A 19,577-nucleotide genomic window follows, 5' to 3' on the forward strand; every position below is an offset into this window, starting at 1 on the left:
AAAGAAAAAGGGAAGAACGCCCTTTTTCTTTGTAACCTCTAGTGTGTGTATGCTCCTACGTTGTCTTGGTTTATTCTTTCGTGTAGAGCAGCGTTTAGGCCGGCTGCGATGACGTTGGCCATATCGTCGATGAATACGTCCACTTCTTTTGGTGTGACCATTAGATTATGTCCAAGGGGAGCTAGCACTTCTTGAATCAATTGACGCTTTTCATTTTCAGGTAATGTACCAACCATTCCCATAATGGTTTCACGTTTTTGTTCATCTGGTAAATCCTCGTCTGTTAGTTTCCTCTTCTCACCAAAGGTCATCCCTGCTGGTGCTAGTGATCTGGAAGGGGCATTTCCTTCTTTCATTTCCCTTCCAAAGTGCTTTAATACATAGTCAATCGTGTCACTTGTAATCGAAACCGCATCTACTACAGTTGGGATTCCTACAGCAATAACCGGTATTCCCAGTGCTTCCTTACTAAGCTCTTTCCGCTTATTACCGACCCCACTCCCTGGGTGTATCCCTGTATCGGAAATTTGAATCGTTGCGTTTACTCTTTCAATGGAACGTGATGCTAACGCATCGATGGCAATGACAAAATCTGGTTTTGTCTTCTCAATTACACCATAAATGACATCGCTTGTCTCAATTCCTGTTAATCCCATTACACCAGGAGTTAACGCACTAACTGAACGAAATCCGTCTTGAACTTGTTCAGGTGCTAATTTAAACAAGTGACTTGTTACAAGTAAATTCTCAACCGCAATGGGTCCTAATGCATCAGGTGTTACATTCCAGTTTCCAAGGCCAACGACAAGGCATCTGTCTGTTTCCTTTATGCCAATATCCTTTAAAAATTGAGAAAACGAACTTGCAAATACCCTCTCCATTTTCTCTTGTAACTCTGTATCTTTTTTACGAATTCCGAGAGCTTCAAACGTTAAATAATTACCGGATTTCTTTCCTAATCGTTTTGCACCAACTTCATCTATTTTGACCCTTGTAATGGTCACATCATCAATAATCTCTTCATCAACTTGAACACCACTCACTTCTTTTTTGGCGCTGCCGTTTGATGCTTTTTCTTCTTGTTCTAACACCATTTGATGGGCTTCAACCGCTAAATCTGTGCGCACTTGATATTGATCAAGATTTAATTCCTCGCTCATTTAATCAACTCCTAGTAAAAAAATCTCTCTAGATGTAGGTTCTCCGTTAACAGTTGTTTTCATTCTTCTATTGCATTCAGACGCTGTTTTTGATACAATGCAATTTGTTGTATGAATGATGCGAAATGTGTCTACGTACTTAAAAAAGAAGCGAAACCGTTCATAAATAGATGGACTGGGATCAAACCTGAACAAACATGTATTAGGAGGTGAAGAATATGCCAAATATTAAATCAGCAATCAAACGCGTGAAAACAGCTGACAAGCGTCGTGCTCAAAATATCTCTGTTAAATCTGCTCTACGTACTGCGATCAAAAACTTTGAAGCAAAAGTAGAAGCTGGTGATGTTGAAGTAGCAAAAGCAGCTTTCACTGAAGCTACGAAAAAGCTTGATAAAGCAGCTAACAAAGGTCTTATTCATAAAAATGCAGCATCTCGTCAAAAGTCTCGCCTTGCGAAAAAACTTAACGGTTTATCTGCATAATAAGAAAAGCACACGACAATCGTGTGCTTTTTTTCTTTCCTTAAACAGCTGCTACTTTTATAAGAAGCAATTCTACAGCAAGAACTTTTTCCATTTTTCCGGACTTGATTGCATAGTCTGTATCCGTACATGCCTCAAGCAGTTGTAAAAGACGTTGATCGTCTAACCTTTGACTTTGACCGCTTGCTAGTTTAACCACATAGGGATGCAGCTTCAATTGCATGGCTATTTGCTTTTGAGAATAGCTTCTACGTGTCATTTCTTTCACTTGGTAATAAATCCTCAACTGCCTGGCAATTAGAGCAAGGAGCTTTAACGGTTCTTCTTTTTGTTTTAACAAATCGTGATAAATTTCCAAAGCTTTATCAAGACGTTGTTTAACAGCAAAATCAATTAAAGCAAACACATCCTGTTCCAATGATCTTGCTACAAGAAGATCAACCACCTCTCCCGTTACTTCTCCCTCATCTCCTACGTATAGCGCAAGCTTTTCCATTTCCGATGCCAACAGCAAGAGTTGCGGTCCAACACGCTCTAACAAATGTTCTTTTCCATCTGCTGTAAAGCGAAATTTCTTTGATCTAGCTTGATCCTCAAGCCAGGCTGAAAGCATTTTCTCATCAAAAGGAGTACACTCCACAACTGTCGCCGATTGCTTTAATAACTTTGTCACCTTTTTTCGTTCATCTAGCTTTTCAAACGGTGCCATTAAAATAAGGATAGATTCAGGTGATGGATGGCTTATGTATTGCTGGAGTCGTTCAAGATCATGTTCTACTTTTGTCTCTTGTTTTTGTGTGGATACAAGGAAAAAGTCTTTAACAATAACGACTTTTTTCCCACCGAAAAAAGGAAAAGTCTCAGCTTCTTCAATCGCCAGGTCAAGTATGGTATCTTGAAGACTATATGTAATGACACTAGGGTCATCTTGCGTTCCAACGGCCTTTTTAATAATATCTAATAAAAGGTCCTCCATTAGAAAAGTTTGATTTCCATACATAAAATAAACTGGCTTAATCGTACCAGTTTTAATATCTTTTTTTATTTGTAAATATGACATATCCATTCATTCCTCATTTTTCTTGCTATTTTAGTTGCAGTTTGGTTATAATACGGACAACTATCTGAGCTTTCCTATTATTAGGATAGACAAAGATTCCACAGAAGACAAGAGAAATGAAAAAGGGATCTAGCCCCGTAAAATGCCAGACCCCCATTTATGATAAACGCCGTAATATAAGAACCCGGGATCTCTTATTTACGACGATAACCATGACCGTCTTGCACTATTTATCATATCCTATGCGATGCAAAACTATAGGTGACAACTCTTTACAGTCAAACCAATCTAATGATTGTTTTTTACAATTTTTTGAACAAGTGTATTTTCGTAAAATAGCGAATGGAAGTGCCTAGCATTTTTCTGGCTCATCCCGTATACTTAACTTGAATAGGAGGAGGAATGCCCGATGCATTTTGAAAAAGAAGTACAGTGCAAGCGAAATGACGCAATTGACTCGGCTGTTGGATTTATCATTCCTTTTGGCTTTTTTGCAACTCTTTTTATTATCGCTTCCATTATCGATGTTTTTAGCGCTATGTAGTGGAATAAATCTAACAGGTAAAAGAGGGAGTCGTCTGACTCCCTCTTTTTATTTACCTTCATCTTTTATTTTCTTCATTTTATTTTTCCTGTCCTTTAGGGTCAACTGTACAGCTCCATGTAGATCACTTCGCCAAACAGAAATGTTATCTTCTTCTAACCTATTTACTACTTCTTCGTGAGGATGGCCAAACCGATTATTTCTGCCCGCAGAAATGAACACAGCTTTTGGTTTCAAGTGGGAAAGAAAATGACTTGACGTAGACGTTCGACTCCCATGATGTCCAGCTTTAAGAATATCAACTTGTAAAGCAGGATAATCTTTTATTAATCTATTCTCACCTTCCTCCTCTAAGTCTCCTGTAAACAGAATGCTGATGCCTTGCATTTCCACATAAAGGACGATCGACCGTGCATTTAAATTTTGTTCTGTTCCAATAGGTGACAAAACAACAAATTGCGTTTCTCCTGAACTCCAATTTATCCCTTCTTCAATAAAAAGGATGTTTGCCCCCGAATTTGCTATTTCATTTAACAATGTAATCTCTAACTCCCCTTCAACCTGCCCTTTACCATAAAGCACTTGTTCAATCTTAATGGATTGAGCTACTGCCTTAGATCCTCCTATATGATCAAGATGACCATGGGTTAAGACTAAATTATTAATTTTTCGAATCCCAAGGGCTTTCAATGTCGGTACCACAATATCTTTGCCCACCTCAAAAGACTTGTTACGCTCTCTCCATTTTTCTTCTTGAGAAAAAGACATGGTCCCACCTGTGTCAATAAGATAAACCTCTTTTCTATATGGAAGTTCCAATAAGAAACTATCCCCTTGCCCTACATCAATCATCGTTATTTTCCCTCGAGAATCCATATAAGGCATTGAAAAATGCACCGTTAATAACAGAAAAATAAATAACGTCGGCGTCTTCCACCATCCTTTGTTTTTCTGCTCCCACTTCATTAAACCGTAAAAAATACAAAAATAAAGCATGAAAACGATATAAAAATTTGGTTTACCTACAATAAAGGATGACCCTTTATGTTCAGCAACGGCTAAGAGAACTGAATGAATCATCGGTACAATCTTTTCTAGAAAATGAAGCGGAATGTTAAAGGGTAATGGAAGAAAGAAGCTAATCAGAAACGAAAGAAAGGTAAGCGGGAGGACAAATAAGGATATAAACGGAATGTAGACCATGTTCATAGGAATACTGAGAAGAGAAATTTCATGCATGTGAAAAAGCAAAACAGGAGCAGAAAATAATTGAGAAAGCACTGTAACGGCCAATAATTGCACCATTTTTTGTGTGTACCGTTTTTGAATAGATGGGGCAGATACCATTAAGCCAAAAGAGACTAGGAAAGAAAGTTGAAAACCTAAATGAAAGAGAACAAATGGACGGATGAGGATAAAGAGCATATAAACAACTACAATGGCAAAAAGAGGTGGAATTTTCCCTTTTGCTCGCATAAATAACAAGACCACAATCGTCATCAAAGATGCTCGTATAACGGAAGGAGCTGCTCCAGCGATAATAATATAGATTGGCAATAAGGCTATTAATAATTCAATGGTTCTTTCTCGTGTTAACCCAACTCGAATAAGTAGATAAAATAAAGCAGCGACAATCATCCCTACATGTAGACCTGAAACAGCCAGCAGATGTATGACACCTAATTTCTGATATGCATACATGACATCTTCCTCGATAAGCACTCTCTCACCAAACAATAGCGCGCTCATAATTCCTCTGAAATCGGAACGAACATCACGTTCAATCCAAGTTAATTGCTTATGTCTCCATCGTTGCATTTTCATATAAACGGAATATGGTTCTTTTCGTTGTATGCATTCAATTCCTGTTTGCTTCGGTCTAAGAATCCAATGCACTCCTTGCTCAAATAAATACTTTTTATAATTAAACTGCCCAAAGTTCGTCGGAGGGAGAGGGGCCCCTAGTGTACCGTTAATTTTACAAAAGTCCCCGACAGAAAAAGTTCTCATCCATTTCTGTTCCTCTTCACTTTTAAAATAAGCTTGCACATGAATGGTCTCTTTCGTATCTGTTTTAATTTGCATCGACAATGCGTCACCGTCTATCTTGGGGATTGTCTTGATTTCACCGTACATCACCTGTTCACCTGGCACATAATCTGTTACGTTGTTTTCAATCGCTAAAAAACCAACTCCATAGTAAACGAGGAAAACAAAGGTGAAAACCAAAAGCTTTTCTTTAAAAAAGAGGCGATTCAAAAAGCAAATAAGTAGGAAAAAAACGAGGATCACACTATAAGTAAAACTCGGGCCTCTTAAAGCTAACAAAAGACCAAAAGTTGCAGCTATAGGTAGGAGGGGGAAAAGGTGAATAATGATCATTCACCCCTTAAAAAAATTTTGTGTAAACAATGTATTCGCTTGGTCACGTAATTGGCGCAATTCTTCTTCTTCAAGACCAGCCTTGTCCAATTTATCTAAAAGATCTGCTGTAAACGTCATTTTTTCTAGATGAAGATGATCCAAACTCATCTCATCCAGCTCAACTTGTACAACCTCAATTCCAGCTTCACGAAACATCTCTTCGGCATAAGGATGATTCTTATAATCTTTTGCATAGTAAACACGTTTAATCCCAGCTTGGATAATTGCCTTTGAACAATGCACACACGGAAAATGAGTGACATATACTTCAGATCCTTCTGTCGGGACACCAAATTTCGCACATTGAAGAAGAGCATTTACCTCTGCATGAATCGTTCGTATACAGTGATTATCAACTACATAACATCCATCATCAATACAATGAGCACCGCCTGATACCGAACCATTATATCCTCCAGCTATGATACGTTTCTCTCTTACAATGGTTGCTCCGACCATTAACCGCGTACATGTACTTCTTAAAGCTAATAAATGACTTTGAGCCATAAAATATTGATCCCATGAAATCCTTTGCATTCTTTTTTTCCTCCTCTACATTCTCTAGGAGGGCACTGAAAAAGATCGATTTTCACTTATTTCAATGCCTTCTTCTCTAGCTTAGTTTAGGAAAAGCGACAGAAAACGTCAATGTTAATTAATGAAAAGCTACCTGTTCTCTTAACTTTTCAATTGATTTTGGCCCAATTCCTGACACTTGCAATAAATCTTCAACCGTTTTAAAAGGGCCATTCTCTTCACGATAGGCAACGATCGCTTGAGCTTTAGCAGGACCAATCCCAGGAAGCTGCTCAAGTGTTGTCGCTTCAGCTCGGTTAATATTTATTGTACCATTTGTACTCTCACTCCCTTCTATAGGCATATGTTCAAGTGGTTCTTCTCCTTTAAATGGAACGTAAATCATCATCTCATCATGAAGCAACTGAGCAAGGTTAAGCTTCAATTCTTCCGCTTCATCTAAGTAGCCCCCAGCCATTGTTATTAAATCATGCATTCGCTTTCCCTGTTCTAACTCATATACACCAGGTCTTTTCACAGCCCCTTTTACATCTACAACGAGCTTATCACTTACTACGGAATCTTCCGTTAGATCCATTGTTTCAAAGTTTCCTTCATATGATGATAAGTTAAGTGCAACATCATTTTTATCATTGCGAAAATGCAAAAACAATACTAAACTGACTAATAGTACAATGGTAATTAAAAAGATGATCTGTTTCATTTCAGCTATTTTCTTCACCAAAGTGATCACCAACCTTTATCATTGTTATGAATTATGCTAATTGAGACAAATAAGGAGACGAAAAAGATGACTGTACATTTACAGATTGCAGACCAAGTAAAAAAGCACCGTGAAGCCCAGAAACAATTTTTAGCTTTAGATGCACAAAGAGAGCGCGCGATTGAGGATGTTCTTACACGTGCCAAAGCTGGTGCAGCCGTTCAAACAACTGAAATCAATGACATAACGAATAAAATGAACCAAATCGCGATGCAATTTCAATTTCCACCTCGCAAGCTTGTTACGAAAGATATGGTTGTACAATTTTTAAACAAAACAGAATAGGTGGCATAACACCTCCTGATTTAACATACGTTTAGTCATAACATAATCGTGTTGAAGGAGGGGCTATCTTGAAAATTGGAGTAATCGGAACAGGTAGTATGGGGACGATTTTACTAGAATCTTTCATAGAATCTGGTGCCATTTCTCCGCACCAACTTGTTGTCACGAATCGGAATCAAACAAAGGCGGAAACTTTGAAAGAGCGTTTTCCTGACATACAAATTGCTACAAATGCGATTGAAACCGTCAACGTAACGGATGTGATTTTCTTGTGCACAAAACCTCTACAAATGCCAAGCATACTAGAGGAGATTTCATCTGTGTGTGATCCAAACACATTGATCATTTCCATTACGAGCCCGATAGCCATTGAAGAACTAGAAGAAATGGTTCCCTGCAAAGTAGCCCGTGCCATTCCAAGCATTTTAAACCGGGCTTTAACAGGACCTTCTCTATTGAGCTTTAGCGAACGGTGCAATCAAGAAGATCGTGAATTTGTAACAGGTTTACTTTCATCAATCTCTGAGCCATTGGAAATTGATGAAAATATTACGCGCGTCTCCTCTGACATCGTCAGTTGTGGTCCAGCTTTCTTTAGCTATTTAATGCAGCAGTTTATTGATGGCGCTGTGAGGCAGACAGAAATCTCTCAAGAGGACGCAACAACTTTAGCAACAAATATGATGATTGGGATGGGAAAATTACTTGAAAAAGGGCATTTTACTTTGCCATCTTTACAACAGCGCGTTTGTGTCCCTGGAGGAATAACAGGTGAGGGAATTAAAGTACTCGAAGCGGAAGTTGGTTCAATGTTTGACCATTTATTTCAACAAACTCACGCTAAGTATTACGAGGATAAAGAGTTAATTTCACAAGCTTTAACAAAAAAATGAAAAGGAAGAGGGAATCCCTCTTCCTTTTTTTATTCGATTAATAGAGAACTAAATCCTCTTTATTGCACGAAAAAAAATTCTTTCACTTTCCTTCGTTGGTTCTTCTAAGGAAAAATCTGTATGAACAGCAAGATCTTGAAATCCAGCTGCGGTTAACCATTCTTTATACATCCGAACTGGAAAAGTGCGTTGTTTATGTAATTCCGTAAAGCGTTCATAATAACCATGTTGGTTTTTCACAAAAAAAGTCAACTCATGTTCAACACTATTAGGAAATTCTCCCTCAAAAGATGTCCAAATATAGGCCATCTCTTCTGTATCTTCAGCAAAAGTCTGTCCAATAAACCCTTTTTCAATCTTTGAAAGTGAATGAACATCAAAAAGCAGGACGGCATCATCCTTCATTTGATCCATGACGGAACGGAGTGTTTGTTGAACCTCTTCTTCTGTCTCCAAATAATTCAAGGAATCACAAAAAATAGTAACGACATCAAACAGTCCAATATGATCTAATTCAGTCATGGACTGTTGTAGTAATAAGGGGCTGAATCCAGCTTGCTCACACTTTTCCTTTGCAACTGTAAGCATTTCTGCTGAAAGATCAACCCCTGTGACATCCGCACCAGCATTCTTTAGTCTTACAAGAAGCTCTCCAGTCCCACAACCAACATCCAATACACTAAGTCCATTCAAATCAGATACGTTTTGGTATACATAATCCACCCATTTGTCATATGGTGCCTCTTCCATTAACGCATCATACAAAGCAGCAAAAGCATGATAATTCATCTTCAATTTAAACCCCTTTTACTACTTCTTAATGTGTGTCCATCCATCTCGTTGCTCAACTTTCTTTTCTTTCATTAGCTTTCCTAACGCTCGCTTAAACTTTGCTTTACTGATGGAAAAGCGCAACTCAATATCTTCTGGTGGTGATTTATCCCAATAGGGCATGGAACCTCCACGTTCTTGTAAAAAAGTGAAGATTCTCTCAGCATCCTCTTCCTGCTGCTCGGACCTAAGTGGCCTCATCGTTACATTAATTCGGCCATCCTCTCTTACGAATTGAACCCTAACTTGAAGATGTTCACCGTATCGTGGTGAATGTATCATTTCGTCATGATGAAGAAACGCAATATACCCTTCATCCGTTAACATTAAGGCACCTTCATCTAAGAAATGATAAACATATCCACTAACTTCTTTATTCATCACTTCAGTTGGTGCTTTAATTGATGTTTTCTCGACAGGCTCCCCTTTTACAAGCTTAGCCATAAGTCTCCCTTTTTTATCCCAAGTCAGCGACAGCGGCAACCTATCTCCAGGACGCGGCCAAAGTTCTCGGTCATAAGGAAGCTCGTCCATGGAAAGAAAAAGGTCTCTTGAGATCCCATTGTGAAAGAACACGCCATGACCAGTCTTAACTTCCACCGCTTCTAACCAAGCAAATTCCCCTACTTGTAAATAGGGTTCCTCCATCGTAGCAGCTAACCTACCTTGGTGATCGTGATATAAAAAGACATCAATGTGATCGCCAATGTTTATTTCCTTTGTTATTTCGCGTTCATGAAGTAAAATGTCCGTGTTGCCGTCGCTTAAAAAATAACCGAAATTCGCTTTCCGAATAACCTCCAAGTTTACGGTATAACCTGGTTTTAACTCCATTAACCTAAAACTCCTTCTAATTCTACTGTCGGGGCATCTCCCCATAGCTTTTCTAAGTTATAATATACGCGCTCATCTTTATGAAATACATGAACAACAACATCTCCAAGATCAACCAAAACCCACCTTGCTTGATCAAACCCTTCTAACCGTTTAATTTCAATTCCTTCTTCTTGAACGACTTTTTTTAGTTCATATGCGATTGCTTGCACTTGTTTATCTGAGTTACCATGACAAATAACAAAATAATCAGCTATTAGGGAAACACCCTTCATATTTAATGCAACAATATTTTCCGCTCTCTTATCATCAATGGCTTTCACAGCTAGTGACAAAGTGTTCGATTCATTCACGAAACATCACTTCTCCTTTTTCTATTAACTAAATCATTGTAAGTAGCAAGTGTATCTGGATATACTCGCTGTCTTCGTTTCATTAAAAAGTTGATCGTATTTTCAAGCGCTTGAACGATGGCGTCATCAATACTCGTTTTTGCTAACTGACGAACTTCCTCGACGCCTTTAAATTTCCGGCCAGGTTCAATGTAATCAGCTAAAAAAACAATTTTCTCAAGCAACGTCATTTGAGGTCTACCTGTTGTATGATAATAAATGGCTTGTAAAATCTCTTGATCGTCAATTCCAACTTCCTGTTTAACAAAATAAGCTCCGCATGGCGCATGCAACAGCTCATCTCCATATTCAAGGAAAGACTTATCTTCTAGTTTCTCCTGAACAACCCTTTTCATTTCTTCTTTATCACGAAATTTCGCATAATCATGAAAAATAGCAGCTAACTCGGCTTTAGAAGGATCTCCACCAAATTGTTCCGCAAGCTTTATCGCCGTTTCTACAACACCTAATGTGTGTGTGTAGCGGTGTTCAGTAAGTTGAAGTTTGACGATTGCCAATGCTTGTTCTCGGTTCATACAATGACCTCTCTTTCACCAATGCTTCCACTCCCTCAGGAACCATATACGTAATGGGCTTTCCATCATGAACACGCTGACGAATATCTGTTGAAGAAATGTCTAATTGAGGCATTTCAATTAATCGGACATCCTTTGAATATTCATTAGAGACAACCGTCGTCCCAGGTCGTTTCACTCCAATAAAGGTAACAAGCTTCATTAAATCATCAATGCTTACCCATTTTGGCAAGTATTCAATCATGTCTCCTCCAATTAAGAAAGAAAAATCATACGTTGGGTACATTTCATTCAATTGTTTAACTGTATCAATCGTATACGATCGTCCTTCTCTTTCTAATTCAATCGTTTTCACATAAAAGCGGTCGTTGCTATTTGTCGCACTTTTTAACATGTCAAGACGATCCTCATTTGAAGCCAAATCATCACTCTCTTTGTGAGGAGGAACATTCACTGGGATAAACCATATTTCATCCAACCCAAACGACACTAATACCTCTTGTGCAAATAACAAATGTCCGATGTGTGGAGGATTAAACGTCCCTCCAAATAAACCAACCTTCTTCATCCGCATTCACTCTCCTGCTCTTTTTTAAGAAGGGAGTACGAGCTGTTTATTTTCTTTCGATTCTTTATACAGCACAATCGTGTTTCCGATTACCTGCACTAACTCTGCCTTTGTATCCTTAACCAATCTATCAACGACCGTGTCTTTATCTTCATCACAATTTTGCAAAATGCTAACTTTTAGAAGCTCTCGCGCTTCTAGAGCTTCATCAATTTGTTTACTCATATTTTCGTTTACCCCACCTTTACCAACTTGAAAGATAGGAGTAAGGTGATGAGCTTTTGATCGTAAAAATCTTTTCTGTTTTCCTGTTAACATGATGTTCCTCCTAGGTTTGTTAAAACAATTTTTCTCATACGTTCACGTTCTGGCTTCTTTCCTGTCCAATGTTCAAATGAAAGAGCTGCTTGATTGACAAACATGCCAACTCCATTAATCGTCAAGCACCCTTTCTTTTTTGCTTCTATTAAGAATGCTGTATCCAAAGGATTATAAATCAGGTCACAAACAATCGATTTATCTGTTAATTGTTCCAAAGATAATGGTGTATATTCTACGTTTGGAGACATGCCAATGGACGTTGTATTAATAATAACATCATAATGCGAGAGTTGATTTTCTGCTTGTTTTTTCTCTATGACTTCGGCTTGGGTTTTAAATTCCTTTGCTAATTTTAATAATGGTGTTGCCTTTTCTGCTGTTCGGTTAGTAATGGTTAAATGGCCAATACCCTTACGAAGAAGAGAAGTAACAATTCCTCGAGCAGCTCCACCTGCCCCTATTATTAAAAATCGTTTCGTTTGCAAATCAATTTGGGCTTCTTCTTCCAATGATTCGACAAAACCACGGCCATCCGTATTATAGCCGACTAATCTCCCATTAACATTGACAATTGTGTTAACAGCTCCAATTAAACGTGCTTCTTCATCAATTTCATCGAGATACTCCATTACAGCAATTTTATGTGGAACCGTTACATTGCAACCACTTATTTGTAGAGCTTTCAAACCTGCAATTGCATCTTTAATAAAATTTGGATCAACATCAAATGCATGGTACGTTGCATCTATTCCAATATGACCAAAAGCATCATTATGAATATTGGGCGACATTGAATGTCCAACTGGATGCCCTAGCAATCCAAACACTTTCCCCATTGGATCTCCTCCCCAACTTTTAAATTATATGAGGGACTCTCGTATCATGACTTGAACTCCTTTAGGAGCATAACCCTCTACTTCAATATTTGTTCCATTCACAGTTACCCATCCTAAACCAGAAAAGACGATATCTACCTTTTTATCCTTAATACGAAATGTATGCTTCTCCAGTGGCGGTAACGAATCTTTATCCTCTGCACCTGGTGGTGTTAACAGTTCACCTAAATGATTTTTGTATAAGTCATCTGCTTTTTCACGCTTAGTACGGTGAATGTTCAATTCATTTGAAAAATAGCACGTAAACGACGTTCGTTCTCCTCGTACAAAATCAAATCGACCTAATCCCCCAAAAAATAACGTTTGCTCTTCATTTAACTGGAAAACCATTGGCTTGATTTCTTTTTTGGGTGTGATGACTTTTAGTTCTTGCTTATCTATATGGTGAGCCATTTGGTGATGATTAATAATTCCAGGTGTATCATAAAGTGCGCTTCCATCATCTAATGGTATATCAATCATATCTAATGTTGTACCAGGAAAGTGGGACGTTGTAATTAGCTGTTCAGTGTCACCACCAAATGTTTTAATCATTTGATTAATAAACGTTGATTTTCCTACATTTGTACAGCCAACAATATACACATCTCGTCCATTCCGTAAACGATCTATTTCTGATGCAACCGTTTCGATGCCAATTGCTTTTTCAGCACTCATTAACAATACATCTAACGGCTTTAGCCCTAAATCCTTTGATGATTTTTTCATCCAATTAATTAAGCGGTTATGATTTAATGATTTAGGTAAAAGATCCACTTTATTTCCAACTAATAAAACATCATTTCCACCAACAAATCTATGAAGACCAGGGAGCCAACTCCCAGTAAAGTCGAAAATATCAACAATCTTTACGATTAGAGCTTTTTTCTGTCCTAACCCATTTAATATTTTGAGAAAATCATCGTCTGTTAATGAAACGTCTTGCACCTCATTGTAATGAGTTAGTCGGAAACATCTTTGACAAATGATTACATCCCTTTTTAATGCTGAAGGTGGTGCATATCCAAGATCATTCTTTGACTCTGATTGAATGGAAACACCACAACCTGCACAAATAACCTTACTTTCTTCCATATTATCCTCCTCTATGATAAGTACCTCGACATTATGATCATTCTTTCTTTTATTATGAGAGACATGTTAACGGTTCATCCTATTTGTCGTAAACTACTTGAAATGAACCAAAGTATTTTTTAGCACCCCTACCAAACTTTAACTATACCTTTCCTTATTTTTTTTTTCAATTCTTAAGGACATAAAACGACTTTCAAGTAAAAAAAATGTTATTTTTTTCAACTTTTTAAAAAAATTTTCGACAAAAATTATCAGAAATCAACAGTTGTGGATAACGTTATACACGATATCCCCTTACAAGAATAAGGGGTTTCGATTGGTAATAAACAGGAAACTAACAGGTTATCCACCTATCAATGTGGATAACCAGAACGGTTGTTCTATTTTTTTAGTCGTGTTAGGATAAAAGCACATTCAAAACAACTTAGTAGTTTATTCACTAGTAATGAATTCTATTCCTATAAAATACATCCTACAAAACCGAGGAGGTGAACCTGTCAAACAGCTGACAGGAAAAACATGCAAAATCTAACAGATGAACTTTTAATTGAAACGTATTACAAAGCAATTGAATTAAACCTTAATCCAGACTTTATTGAACTGATTCGCATTGAAATTGCCAAACGCTCTCTTTCAGATAAAATTAAATTATCCTCATAATGAAAAAAGCAGCCATTAAAAAAGGCTGCTTTTTTGCATTTAGGATTAACTTATCGATTACCAATTCGAATATATTCCCTCGGCTGAAAAGGGAAGGTCATTGGTCCAACATTGTCATGTACTTGTTGAACGGTTATATCATTCGGTCCATCAAGTCCTTTTTCATGAATGGCTCGTTTATTAAATTCGTTCGCATACCAACCCCCTGAAAAAAGGACCAAAAAAATACTTACAGCAGCTAACCCTTTCTGCTTATTGCTCATCGTTGTCACTCCAGTTTTTTCAAACGTGTTCGTATCCCCTTTATCAAGCTTTGTCGAAATTTCAGACTGCTTTTGTTTATAGATTGTCGCACCATTTAAAAAAATATACATAGTTTTTCCAATTTGAATGAAGTATCTCAAAAGAAGAAGATTTTTTATAAGCTAAAAAAATTTTTTTCTTTTATTTTTTTCTCATTCCTACATATTTAATAAGTTTTGAAAAAACGGTAAAAGCTAAAAGCGTCGTGGATGCACGTGTTTAAAAAGTAGGTTATACTTTTATGTAATCTGAGAATTGTGTCCTTTTAGTTTTGTAAAGGTTAAAGCAGAAAGGTAGGAACAAAGTAAAAAATACTTTAAAAGAAATAAAGGAGGTATGTCATTTTGACGGTTTTACATTGGGCTACAATCTCCCCATTTTTGTTAGCCATATTGATCCCTTTTTTGTATAAGTACGTCAGACCCATACATACGGGGTGGTTTGTCCTTGTACTCCCGCTCGTCTTGTTTGTTTATTTCATTCAATTGTTGCCAGTAACATCTGCTGGTGGTGTGATTGAACAGACGGTCCCTTGGGTACCTTCTCTTGGGATAAATTTTACTGTCTATATCGATGGATTAAGCTTGTTGTTTTTACTGCTTATAACAGGAATTGGAGCGCTTGTTGTCCTTTATTCCATCTACTATTTGTCAAAGAAAACAGAAAAACTAAACAATTTTTATGTTTACCTACTTATGTTCATGGGAGCCATGCAAGGGGTTGTTTTATCTGATAACTTAGTAGTCCTTTACGTATTTTGGGAAATTACAAGTGTATCCTCAGCTTTACTTATTTCATACTGGTACCATCGTGAAAAATCAACGTATGGTGCTCAAAAGTCAATGCTCATTACTGTATTTGGCGGGTTAGCCATGTTAGGTGGTTTTTCTCTGCTTTACATCATGACAGGGACATTTAGCATAAGAGAGATCATTGGTAGTCTTGATTTAGTCACTACAAGTTCACTCTTTCTACCAGCTATGTTTCTTATTTTACTTGGTGCCTTTACGAAATCTGCACAATTCCCTTTCCATATTTGGCTACCAGATGCGATGGAAGCACCAACACCAGTAAGTGCGTATTTACATTCTGCCACTATGGTTAAAGCAGGAATTTATCTAGTTGCTCGTTTTACACCTGTATTCGGTGGAGCGGCTGAATGGTTCTGGACCTTATCGATATTTGGAATTGTTACACTCTTGTGGGGGTCCATTTCTGCGGTGCGACAAAAAGATCTTAAATCAATCCTAGCGTTTTCAACCATCAGTCAGCTTGGGTTAATTATGTGTTTATTAGGTCTTGGATCGGCATCTCTTTACTTTGGGTACGGAGATGAGACAGCACTTTATACAACTGCTATTCTTGCTGCTGTCTTTCACTTAATTAATCATGCGACCTTTAAGGGAAGTCTTTTTATGACTGTTGGAATTATCGATCATGAAACAGGAACTCGTGACATCCGCAAACTTGGTGGACTTATGACCATTATGCCTGTGACGTTTACTGTATCCTTAATCGGTCTTGCTTCAATGGCAGGCTTACCACCTTTTAATGGATTCTTAAGTAAAGAGATGTTTTTCACAGGGGTTCTGAACTCTTCAGAATTAAGTATTTTTAACATGCAAACATGGGGTTTCCTTTTCCCAATTCTTGCTTGGATAGCTAGTGTATTCACATTTGTGTACTGCCTAGTTATGTTCTTCCAAACATTTACAGGTAAATTCAAACCTGAAAATTATGATGTGAAGCATGTACATGAAGCTCCAATTGGAATGTTGATTAGCCCAATTGTATTAGGCTCACTAGTGGTGATTTTTGGTTTTTTCCCAAATTTATTAGCTTATACGCTAATTGAGCCAGCTATGGCTTCTATCCTTCCGAACTTATTGGAAGCAGATGAAAGGTTCTATGTTAATATTTATCATTGGCATGGATTCAACACAGAGCTCTTTATGACGATAGGAGTTATTGCTGTTGGTACTATGATCTTTTTACTGATGAAAAAATGGGCCAAGTTGGCTATTTATCAGAAAGAACGTGATCCTCTTAACTGGTTCTATGATCATTCACTAACTGGACTCGTTAGAGGTGCTCAGTTTACAACAAGAATTCAGATGACAGGTGTCTTACGAGATTATTTTGCCTATATGTGCGTGTTTATGATTCTACTGTTTGGGTATTCCATGATTCGTTACAATGCATTTGCAATTGATACAACAAATGTGACAGGAATTGACCCTTTTATGTGGATCCTTACCATTTTGTTTATCGGGGCAACTGTTGTTATCCCGTTTATTAATCACCGTATTACAGCGATCATTTTAGTTGGTGTGATTGGGTTCTTACTAGCGCTATTCTTTGTTGTCTTCCGTGCACCAGATCTTGCGTTGACGCAATTATTAGTTGAAACAGTTACGGTTGTATTGTTTATGCTTGCATTTTATCATCTGCCGGAGCTTCGAAAAGAATCATTCAAGCCACGTTTTAATCTTGTGAACCTTATTATTTCTATTGGAGTCGGGGTTCTCGTTACAGCAATAGGATTAAGTGCTGCTGCACTTGGAAACTCTGCTAATTTTGAGTTCATTTCTGAATATTTCATTCAGAACTCAAAAGAACTAGCTGGTGGATACAACATGGTTAACGTTATTCTTGTTGATTTCCGTGGCCTTGACACACTTCTTGAAGTACTTGTACTTGGGATTGCAGCTCTTGGAGTTGTAACCATGATTAAACTTAGAATGACAGGGAGGGAAGATGTGTGAGGAAACCAATAAAATCTAACGAAGTCATGCTTCATACGTTAACAAGGGTTGTTACCTTCCTCATTCTTGCTTTCTCTGTTTATTTATTCTTCGCCGGTCACAATAACCCCGGCGGAGGATTTATCGGAGGTTTGATGACAGCCTGTGCCCTTTTATTAATGTATTTAGGCTTTGATATGAAGAGCATGAAAAAGGCTCTGCCATTTAACTATACAACCATTATTGCAGTCGGGCTTTTAATTTCCATAGCTACTGGAGTATCTAGTATGTTATTTGGCTACCCTTTTCTTACTCAATTTTTTGAGTACTACCAGTTGCCGATCTTAGGCGAAACAGAACTTACTACAGCTTTGCCCTTTGACCTAGGTATTTATCTAGTTGTTGTAGGGATTGCATTGCTTATTATTTTAACGATTGCGGAGGATGATGCATAATGGAAATTTTAATGTCCATCACTGTTGGGGTCCTCTTCATGATCGGAACATATATGATCTTAACAAAAAGTTTATTGCGCGTTGTTTTAGGACTGATCCTGCTATCACACGGTGCTCACCTACTACTATTAACGATGGCTGGCCTACAAAGAGGAACGCCACCACTGTTAAGTTTAGGATCAGAAGCTTATGCGGATCCGCTACCGCAGGCTCTAATTTTAACAGCAATTGTCATTAGTTTTGGGGTCATATCTTTCTTACTTGTTCTTTCTTACCGTACGTATAAAGAACATAAGACAGATGATTTAGACCAACTGAGGGGATCTGCCGATGAATAACTTAATTATATTACCAATCTTAATCCCATTTATTATCGGAACGGTTTTAATTTTATTTTCGAAACAACATACGCTCCAACGAGTGATTAGCGGAATTACAGCAATCGGAATGCTAATTGTATCAATCTACGTTGCTGTGTTTGTTTATCAAAATGGCGTTACAGTTTTAGAATTAGGAAACTGGTCTGCACCATTTGGAATTGTATTAGTTGCCGACATGTTCGCAACCGTCATGGTTGCCTTGTCAGGTCTCATTGGTGTTGTCTGTCTGTTTTTTGCTTTTCAGACGATCTCTCCACAACGTGAGAAGTTTTTCTTTTATCCGTTTTACTTCTTCTTACTTGCTGGTGTTAATGGTGCTTTTTTAACAGGAGACCTTTTCAATTTATTTGTCTTTTTCGAAGTCATGTTAATCTCCTCCTACGTTTTAGTTGTGATGGGAGGGACAAAATTTCAACTTCGAGAATCGTTCAAATATGTTGCAATTAACGTATTTGCTTCCATCTTATTCATTGTAGCCATTGCCTACATTTATGCCGTGACTGGTACATTGAATATGGCTCATATAGCAGAACGAGTAACATTACTTGAACAAACGGGCGTCTTAAATGTTATCGCAGTTGTCCTATTTTCCGTATTTGCGATGAAGGGTGCTTTATTCCCATTATATTTCTGGCTACCGCGTGCCTATTTTGGACCACCAACAGCCATTACTGCTTTATTTGGTGGGCTTCTAACGAAAGTAGGAATTTATGCAATCATTCGTACTTTCACATTAATGTTTACTCACGATCCAGGATTTACTCATAACCTCCTTCTTGTGATAGGTGGTTTGACGATGGTCATTGGTGGGCTTGGAGCCGTATCTAACTTTGACTTTAAGATGATTCTTTCGTATCACATTATTAGTCAGATTGGGTACATGATCATGGGGATCGGGCTTTATTCACAGCTTGCTTTAGCTGCAGCCATTTTCTATATTGCACACAATATTATTGTGAAATCTGCTCTGTTCCTTTTTGCGGGGGCTACGCAAGCTGTAACAGGTACCACAAAATTGAAAGAAATGGGTGGAGTATTGAAAACTCATCCATATCTTGCTTGGATGTTCTTTATTTCTGCCTTGGCAATCGCAGGGATACCACCATTAAGTGGATTCTTTAGTAAGTTTCCACTTGTTATAGCTGGTTTTGAGGGAGGCAATTACGTAATAACAGCTGTTGCTCTTGCTACCGGGATGCTAACCCTGTTCTCAATGATCAAGATCATGATGTATGTCTATTGGGGCGAACAAAAACATACGGAGGAACAAGCGAAAAAGAAGATTGGACATTTACTTCTGCCAATCGTACCACTTGTTGCATTAGCTATCATTCTTGGTATTGCAGCTGAGCCTGTTATTACTTATTTATTGTTAGTATCTGAACAAATCCTAGACCCATCGATTTATATCGAATCTGTTCTTAAGGAGTAG

23 protein-coding genes are annotated in these 19,577 nt (G+C 37.8%); 9 read left to right on the plus strand and 14 right to left on the minus strand.

The window, feature by feature from the left end:
- Window positions 1-38: 38 nt before the first annotated feature.
- A complete protein-coding gene (gene gpr, locus JCM9140_RS14130) occupies window positions 39-1,160 on the minus strand; it encodes a GPR endopeptidase (protein ID WP_034747724.1) in 1,122 nt (373 codons plus the stop codon).
- 218 nt (window positions 1,161-1,378) lie between these two features.
- Between gpr and rpsT the strand changes: the two genes are divergently transcribed.
- Window positions 1,379-1,645 carry a 30S ribosomal protein S20 gene (gene rpsT, locus JCM9140_RS14135; protein WP_034747726.1) on the plus strand — a complete coding sequence of 89 codons (267 nt, stop codon included), beginning with the start codon at window positions 1,379-1,381 and terminating at the stop codon, window positions 1,643-1,645.
- 40 nt (window positions 1,646-1,685) lie between these two features.
- On the opposite strand, the gene holA is transcribed toward rpsT, so the two are convergent.
- The gene (holA, locus tag JCM9140_RS14140; protein WP_235715362.1) at window positions 1,686-2,711 is read right to left on the minus strand and encodes a DNA polymerase III subunit delta; all 1,026 of its coding nucleotides are present in this window, start codon (window positions 2,709-2,711) and stop codon (window positions 1,686-1,688) included.
- A 403-nt stretch (window positions 2,712-3,114) separates the two neighbouring features.
- Here holA and JCM9140_RS23235 point away from each other — a divergent pair, with 403 nt between their 5' ends.
- Window positions 3,115-3,249: a YqzM family protein gene (locus JCM9140_RS23235; protein WP_034747727.1), complete on the plus strand. Its 135-nt coding sequence runs from the start codon at window positions 3,115-3,117 to the stop codon at window positions 3,247-3,249.
- A 48-nt stretch (window positions 3,250-3,297) separates the two neighbouring features.
- On the opposite strand, the gene JCM9140_RS14150 is transcribed toward JCM9140_RS23235, so the two are convergent.
- The 3 genes from JCM9140_RS14150 to JCM9140_RS14160 all read right to left on the minus strand — a co-directional run bounded on the left by JCM9140_RS14150 (window position 3,298) and on the right by JCM9140_RS14160 (window position 6,931).
- Window positions 3,298-5,631, minus strand: a complete 2,334-nt coding sequence (locus JCM9140_RS14150) for a DNA internalization-related competence protein ComEC/Rec2 (protein WP_052002278.1) — start codon at window positions 5,629-5,631, stop codon at window positions 3,298-3,300.
- A complete protein-coding gene (locus tag JCM9140_RS14155; protein WP_034747728.1) occupies window positions 5,632-6,210 on the minus strand; it encodes a ComE operon protein 2 in 579 nt (192 codons plus the stop codon).
- 118 nt (window positions 6,211-6,328) lie between these two features.
- A complete protein-coding gene (locus JCM9140_RS14160; protein WP_052002279.1) occupies window positions 6,329-6,931 on the minus strand; it encodes a helix-hairpin-helix domain-containing protein in 603 nt (200 codons plus the stop codon).
- A gap of 69 nt (window positions 6,932-7,000) precedes the next feature.
- Between JCM9140_RS14160 and JCM9140_RS14165 the strand changes: the two genes are divergently transcribed.
- Together JCM9140_RS14165 and comER are read left to right on the plus strand one after the other, a co-directional pair.
- A complete protein-coding gene (locus tag JCM9140_RS14165) occupies window positions 7,001-7,258 on the plus strand; it encodes a DUF2533 family protein (protein ID WP_034747729.1) in 258 nt (85 codons plus the stop codon).
- Window positions 7,259-7,326: 68 nt separating this feature from the next.
- Window positions 7,327-8,151, plus strand: a complete 825-nt coding sequence (comER, locus tag JCM9140_RS14170) for a late competence protein ComER (RefSeq protein ID WP_034747730.1) — start codon at window positions 7,327-7,329, stop codon at window positions 8,149-8,151.
- A gap of 48 nt (window positions 8,152-8,199) precedes the next feature.
- Here comER and JCM9140_RS14175 read toward each other — a convergent pair whose 3' ends face one another.
- From JCM9140_RS14175 to yqeH, 8 genes are read right to left on the minus strand one after another with little or no spacing between them, the layout of a single operon-like run.
- Window positions 8,200-8,940 carry a class I SAM-dependent DNA methyltransferase gene (locus JCM9140_RS14175; RefSeq protein ID WP_034747731.1) on the minus strand — a complete coding sequence of 247 codons (741 nt, stop codon included), beginning with the start codon at window positions 8,938-8,940 and terminating at the stop codon, window positions 8,200-8,202.
- Window positions 8,941-8,961: 21 nt separating this feature from the next.
- Complete coding sequence (locus JCM9140_RS14180) at window positions 8,962-9,816, minus strand: CvfB family protein (RefSeq protein ID WP_052002280.1); 855 nt, start codon at window positions 9,814-9,816, stop codon at window positions 8,962-8,964.
- Window positions 9,816-10,169 carry a ribosome silencing factor gene (gene rsfS / locus JCM9140_RS14185; protein ID WP_034747734.1) on the minus strand — a complete coding sequence of 118 codons (354 nt, stop codon included), beginning with the start codon at window positions 10,167-10,169 and terminating at the stop codon, window positions 9,816-9,818. The genes JCM9140_RS14180 and rsfS overlap by 1 nt, the downstream gene beginning before the upstream one ends.
- Window positions 10,166-10,744 (minus strand): bis(5'-nucleosyl)-tetraphosphatase (symmetrical) YqeK, encoded by a 579-nt coding sequence (yqeK, locus tag JCM9140_RS14190; RefSeq protein ID WP_034747736.1) that lies wholly within the window; start codon window positions 10,742-10,744, stop codon window positions 10,166-10,168. Before yqeK ends, rsfS begins: the two co-directional genes overlap by 4 nt.
- Window positions 10,698-11,312 carry a nicotinate-nucleotide adenylyltransferase gene (locus JCM9140_RS14195; protein WP_034747738.1) on the minus strand — a complete coding sequence of 205 codons (615 nt, stop codon included), beginning with the start codon at window positions 11,310-11,312 and terminating at the stop codon, window positions 10,698-10,700. Before JCM9140_RS14195 ends, yqeK begins: the two co-directional genes overlap by 47 nt.
- Window positions 11,313-11,336: 24 nt before the next feature.
- Window positions 11,337-11,630, minus strand: coding sequence for a ribosome assembly RNA-binding protein YhbY (yhbY, locus tag JCM9140_RS14200; RefSeq protein WP_034747743.1), 294 nt, complete (start codon window positions 11,628-11,630; stop codon window positions 11,337-11,339).
- Window positions 11,624-12,469, minus strand: coding sequence for a shikimate dehydrogenase (gene aroE / locus JCM9140_RS14205; protein WP_034747747.1), 846 nt, complete (start codon window positions 12,467-12,469; stop codon window positions 11,624-11,626). Before aroE ends, yhbY begins: the two co-directional genes overlap by 7 nt.
- Before the next feature lie 24 nt (window positions 12,470-12,493).
- A complete protein-coding gene (gene yqeH, locus JCM9140_RS14210) occupies window positions 12,494-13,603 on the minus strand; it encodes a ribosome biogenesis GTPase YqeH (RefSeq protein WP_034747752.1) in 1,110 nt (369 codons plus the stop codon).
- Between the two features lie 519 nt (window positions 13,604-14,122).
- Here yqeH and JCM9140_RS14215 point away from each other — a divergent pair.
- Complete coding sequence (locus JCM9140_RS14215) at window positions 14,123-14,263, plus strand: sporulation histidine kinase inhibitor Sda (protein ID WP_034747757.1); 141 nt, start codon at window positions 14,123-14,125, stop codon at window positions 14,261-14,263.
- A gap of 50 nt (window positions 14,264-14,313) precedes the next feature.
- Here the strand turns inward: JCM9140_RS14215 and JCM9140_RS14220 are convergent, their stop codons facing one another.
- Window positions 14,314-14,637 (minus strand): hypothetical protein, encoded by a 324-nt coding sequence (locus JCM9140_RS14220; protein ID WP_034747759.1) that lies wholly within the window; start codon window positions 14,635-14,637, stop codon window positions 14,314-14,316.
- Window positions 14,638-14,910: 273 nt separating this feature from the next.
- On the opposite strand from JCM9140_RS14220, the gene JCM9140_RS14225 reads away from it, so the two are divergent.
- Genes JCM9140_RS14225 through JCM9140_RS14240 form a run of 4 tightly spaced genes read left to right on the plus strand, consistent with a single transcriptional unit; the run spans window position 14,911 to window position 19,577 of the window.
- Window positions 14,911-17,331 carry a Na+/H+ antiporter subunit A gene (locus JCM9140_RS14225; protein WP_034747762.1) on the plus strand — a complete coding sequence of 807 codons (2,421 nt, stop codon included), beginning with the start codon at window positions 14,911-14,913 and terminating at the stop codon, window positions 17,329-17,331.
- Complete coding sequence (locus tag JCM9140_RS14230) at window positions 17,328-17,765, plus strand: Na(+)/H(+) antiporter subunit B (protein ID WP_439644306.1); 438 nt, start codon at window positions 17,328-17,330, stop codon at window positions 17,763-17,765. The genes JCM9140_RS14225 and JCM9140_RS14230 overlap by 4 nt, the downstream gene beginning before the upstream one ends.
- On the plus strand, window positions 17,765-18,103 hold the full coding sequence (locus tag JCM9140_RS14235; RefSeq protein WP_034747765.1) for a Na(+)/H(+) antiporter subunit C: 339 nt from the start codon (window positions 17,765-17,767) through the stop codon (window positions 18,101-18,103). The genes JCM9140_RS14230 and JCM9140_RS14235 overlap by 1 nt, the downstream gene beginning before the upstream one ends.
- Window positions 18,096-19,577 (plus strand): Na+/H+ antiporter subunit D, encoded by a 1,482-nt coding sequence (locus JCM9140_RS14240; RefSeq protein WP_034747768.1) that lies wholly within the window; start codon window positions 18,096-18,098, stop codon window positions 19,575-19,577. The genes JCM9140_RS14235 and JCM9140_RS14240 overlap by 8 nt, the downstream gene beginning before the upstream one ends.

Origin of the sequence: Halalkalibacter wakoensis JCM 9140 (genome assembly GCF_000513095.1) — a bacterium.
Lineage (GTDB): Bacteria > Bacillota > Bacilli > Bacillales > Bacillaceae_D > Halalkalibacter > Halalkalibacter wakoensis.

Excerpts from the sequence above, each read along its gene's own strand:
- gpr (WP_034747724.1), bottom strand. The coding sequence starts at position 1,160 with ATGAGCGAGGAATTAAATCTTGATCAATATCAAGTGCGCACAGATTTA.
- rpsT (WP_034747726.1), top strand. The coding sequence starts at position 1,379 with ATGCCAAATATTAAATCAGCAATCAAACGCGTGAAAACAGCTGACAAG.
- holA (WP_235715362.1), bottom strand. The coding sequence starts at position 2,711 with ATGGATATGTCATATTTACAAATAAAAAAAGATATTAAAACTGGTACG.
- JCM9140_RS23235 (WP_034747727.1), top strand. The coding sequence starts at position 3,115 with ATGCATTTTGAAAAAGAAGTACAGTGCAAGCGAAATGACGCAATTGAC.
- JCM9140_RS14150 (WP_052002278.1), bottom strand. The coding sequence starts at position 5,631 with ATGATCATTATTCACCTTTTCCCCCTCCTACCTATAGCTGCAACTTTT.
- JCM9140_RS14155 (WP_034747728.1), bottom strand. The coding sequence starts at position 6,210 with ATGCAAAGGATTTCATGGGATCAATATTTTATGGCTCAAAGTCATTTA.
- JCM9140_RS14165 (WP_034747729.1), top strand. The coding sequence starts at position 7,001 with ATGACTGTACATTTACAGATTGCAGACCAAGTAAAAAAGCACCGTGAA.
- JCM9140_RS14175 (WP_034747731.1), bottom strand. The coding sequence starts at position 8,940 with ATGAATTATCATGCTTTTGCTGCTTTGTATGATGCGTTAATGGAAGAG.
- JCM9140_RS14180 (WP_052002280.1), bottom strand. The coding sequence starts at position 9,816 with ATGGAGTTAAAACCAGGTTATACCGTAAACTTGGAGGTTATTCGGAAA.
- yqeK (WP_034747736.1), bottom strand. The coding sequence starts at position 10,744 with ATGAACCGAGAACAAGCATTGGCAATCGTCAAACTTCAACTTACTGAA.
- JCM9140_RS14195 (WP_034747738.1), bottom strand. The coding sequence starts at position 11,312 with ATGAAGAAGGTTGGTTTATTTGGAGGGACGTTTAATCCTCCACACATC.
- yhbY (WP_034747743.1), bottom strand. The coding sequence starts at position 11,630 with ATGTTAACAGGAAAACAGAAAAGATTTTTACGATCAAAAGCTCATCAC.
- aroE (WP_034747747.1), bottom strand. The coding sequence starts at position 12,469 with ATGGGGAAAGTGTTTGGATTGCTAGGGCATCCAGTTGGACATTCAATG.
- yqeH (WP_034747752.1), bottom strand. The coding sequence starts at position 13,603 with ATGGAAGAAAGTAAGGTTATTTGTGCAGGTTGTGGTGTTTCCATTCAA.
- JCM9140_RS14215 (WP_034747757.1), top strand. The coding sequence starts at position 14,123 with ATGCAAAATCTAACAGATGAACTTTTAATTGAAACGTATTACAAAGCA.
- JCM9140_RS14220 (WP_034747759.1), bottom strand. The coding sequence starts at position 14,637 with ATGTATATTTTTTTAAATGGTGCGACAATCTATAAACAAAAGCAGTCT.
- JCM9140_RS14235 (WP_034747765.1), top strand. The coding sequence starts at position 17,765 with ATGGAAATTTTAATGTCCATCACTGTTGGGGTCCTCTTCATGATCGGA.
- JCM9140_RS14240 (WP_034747768.1), top strand. The coding sequence starts at position 18,096 with ATGAATAACTTAATTATATTACCAATCTTAATCCCATTTATTATCGGA.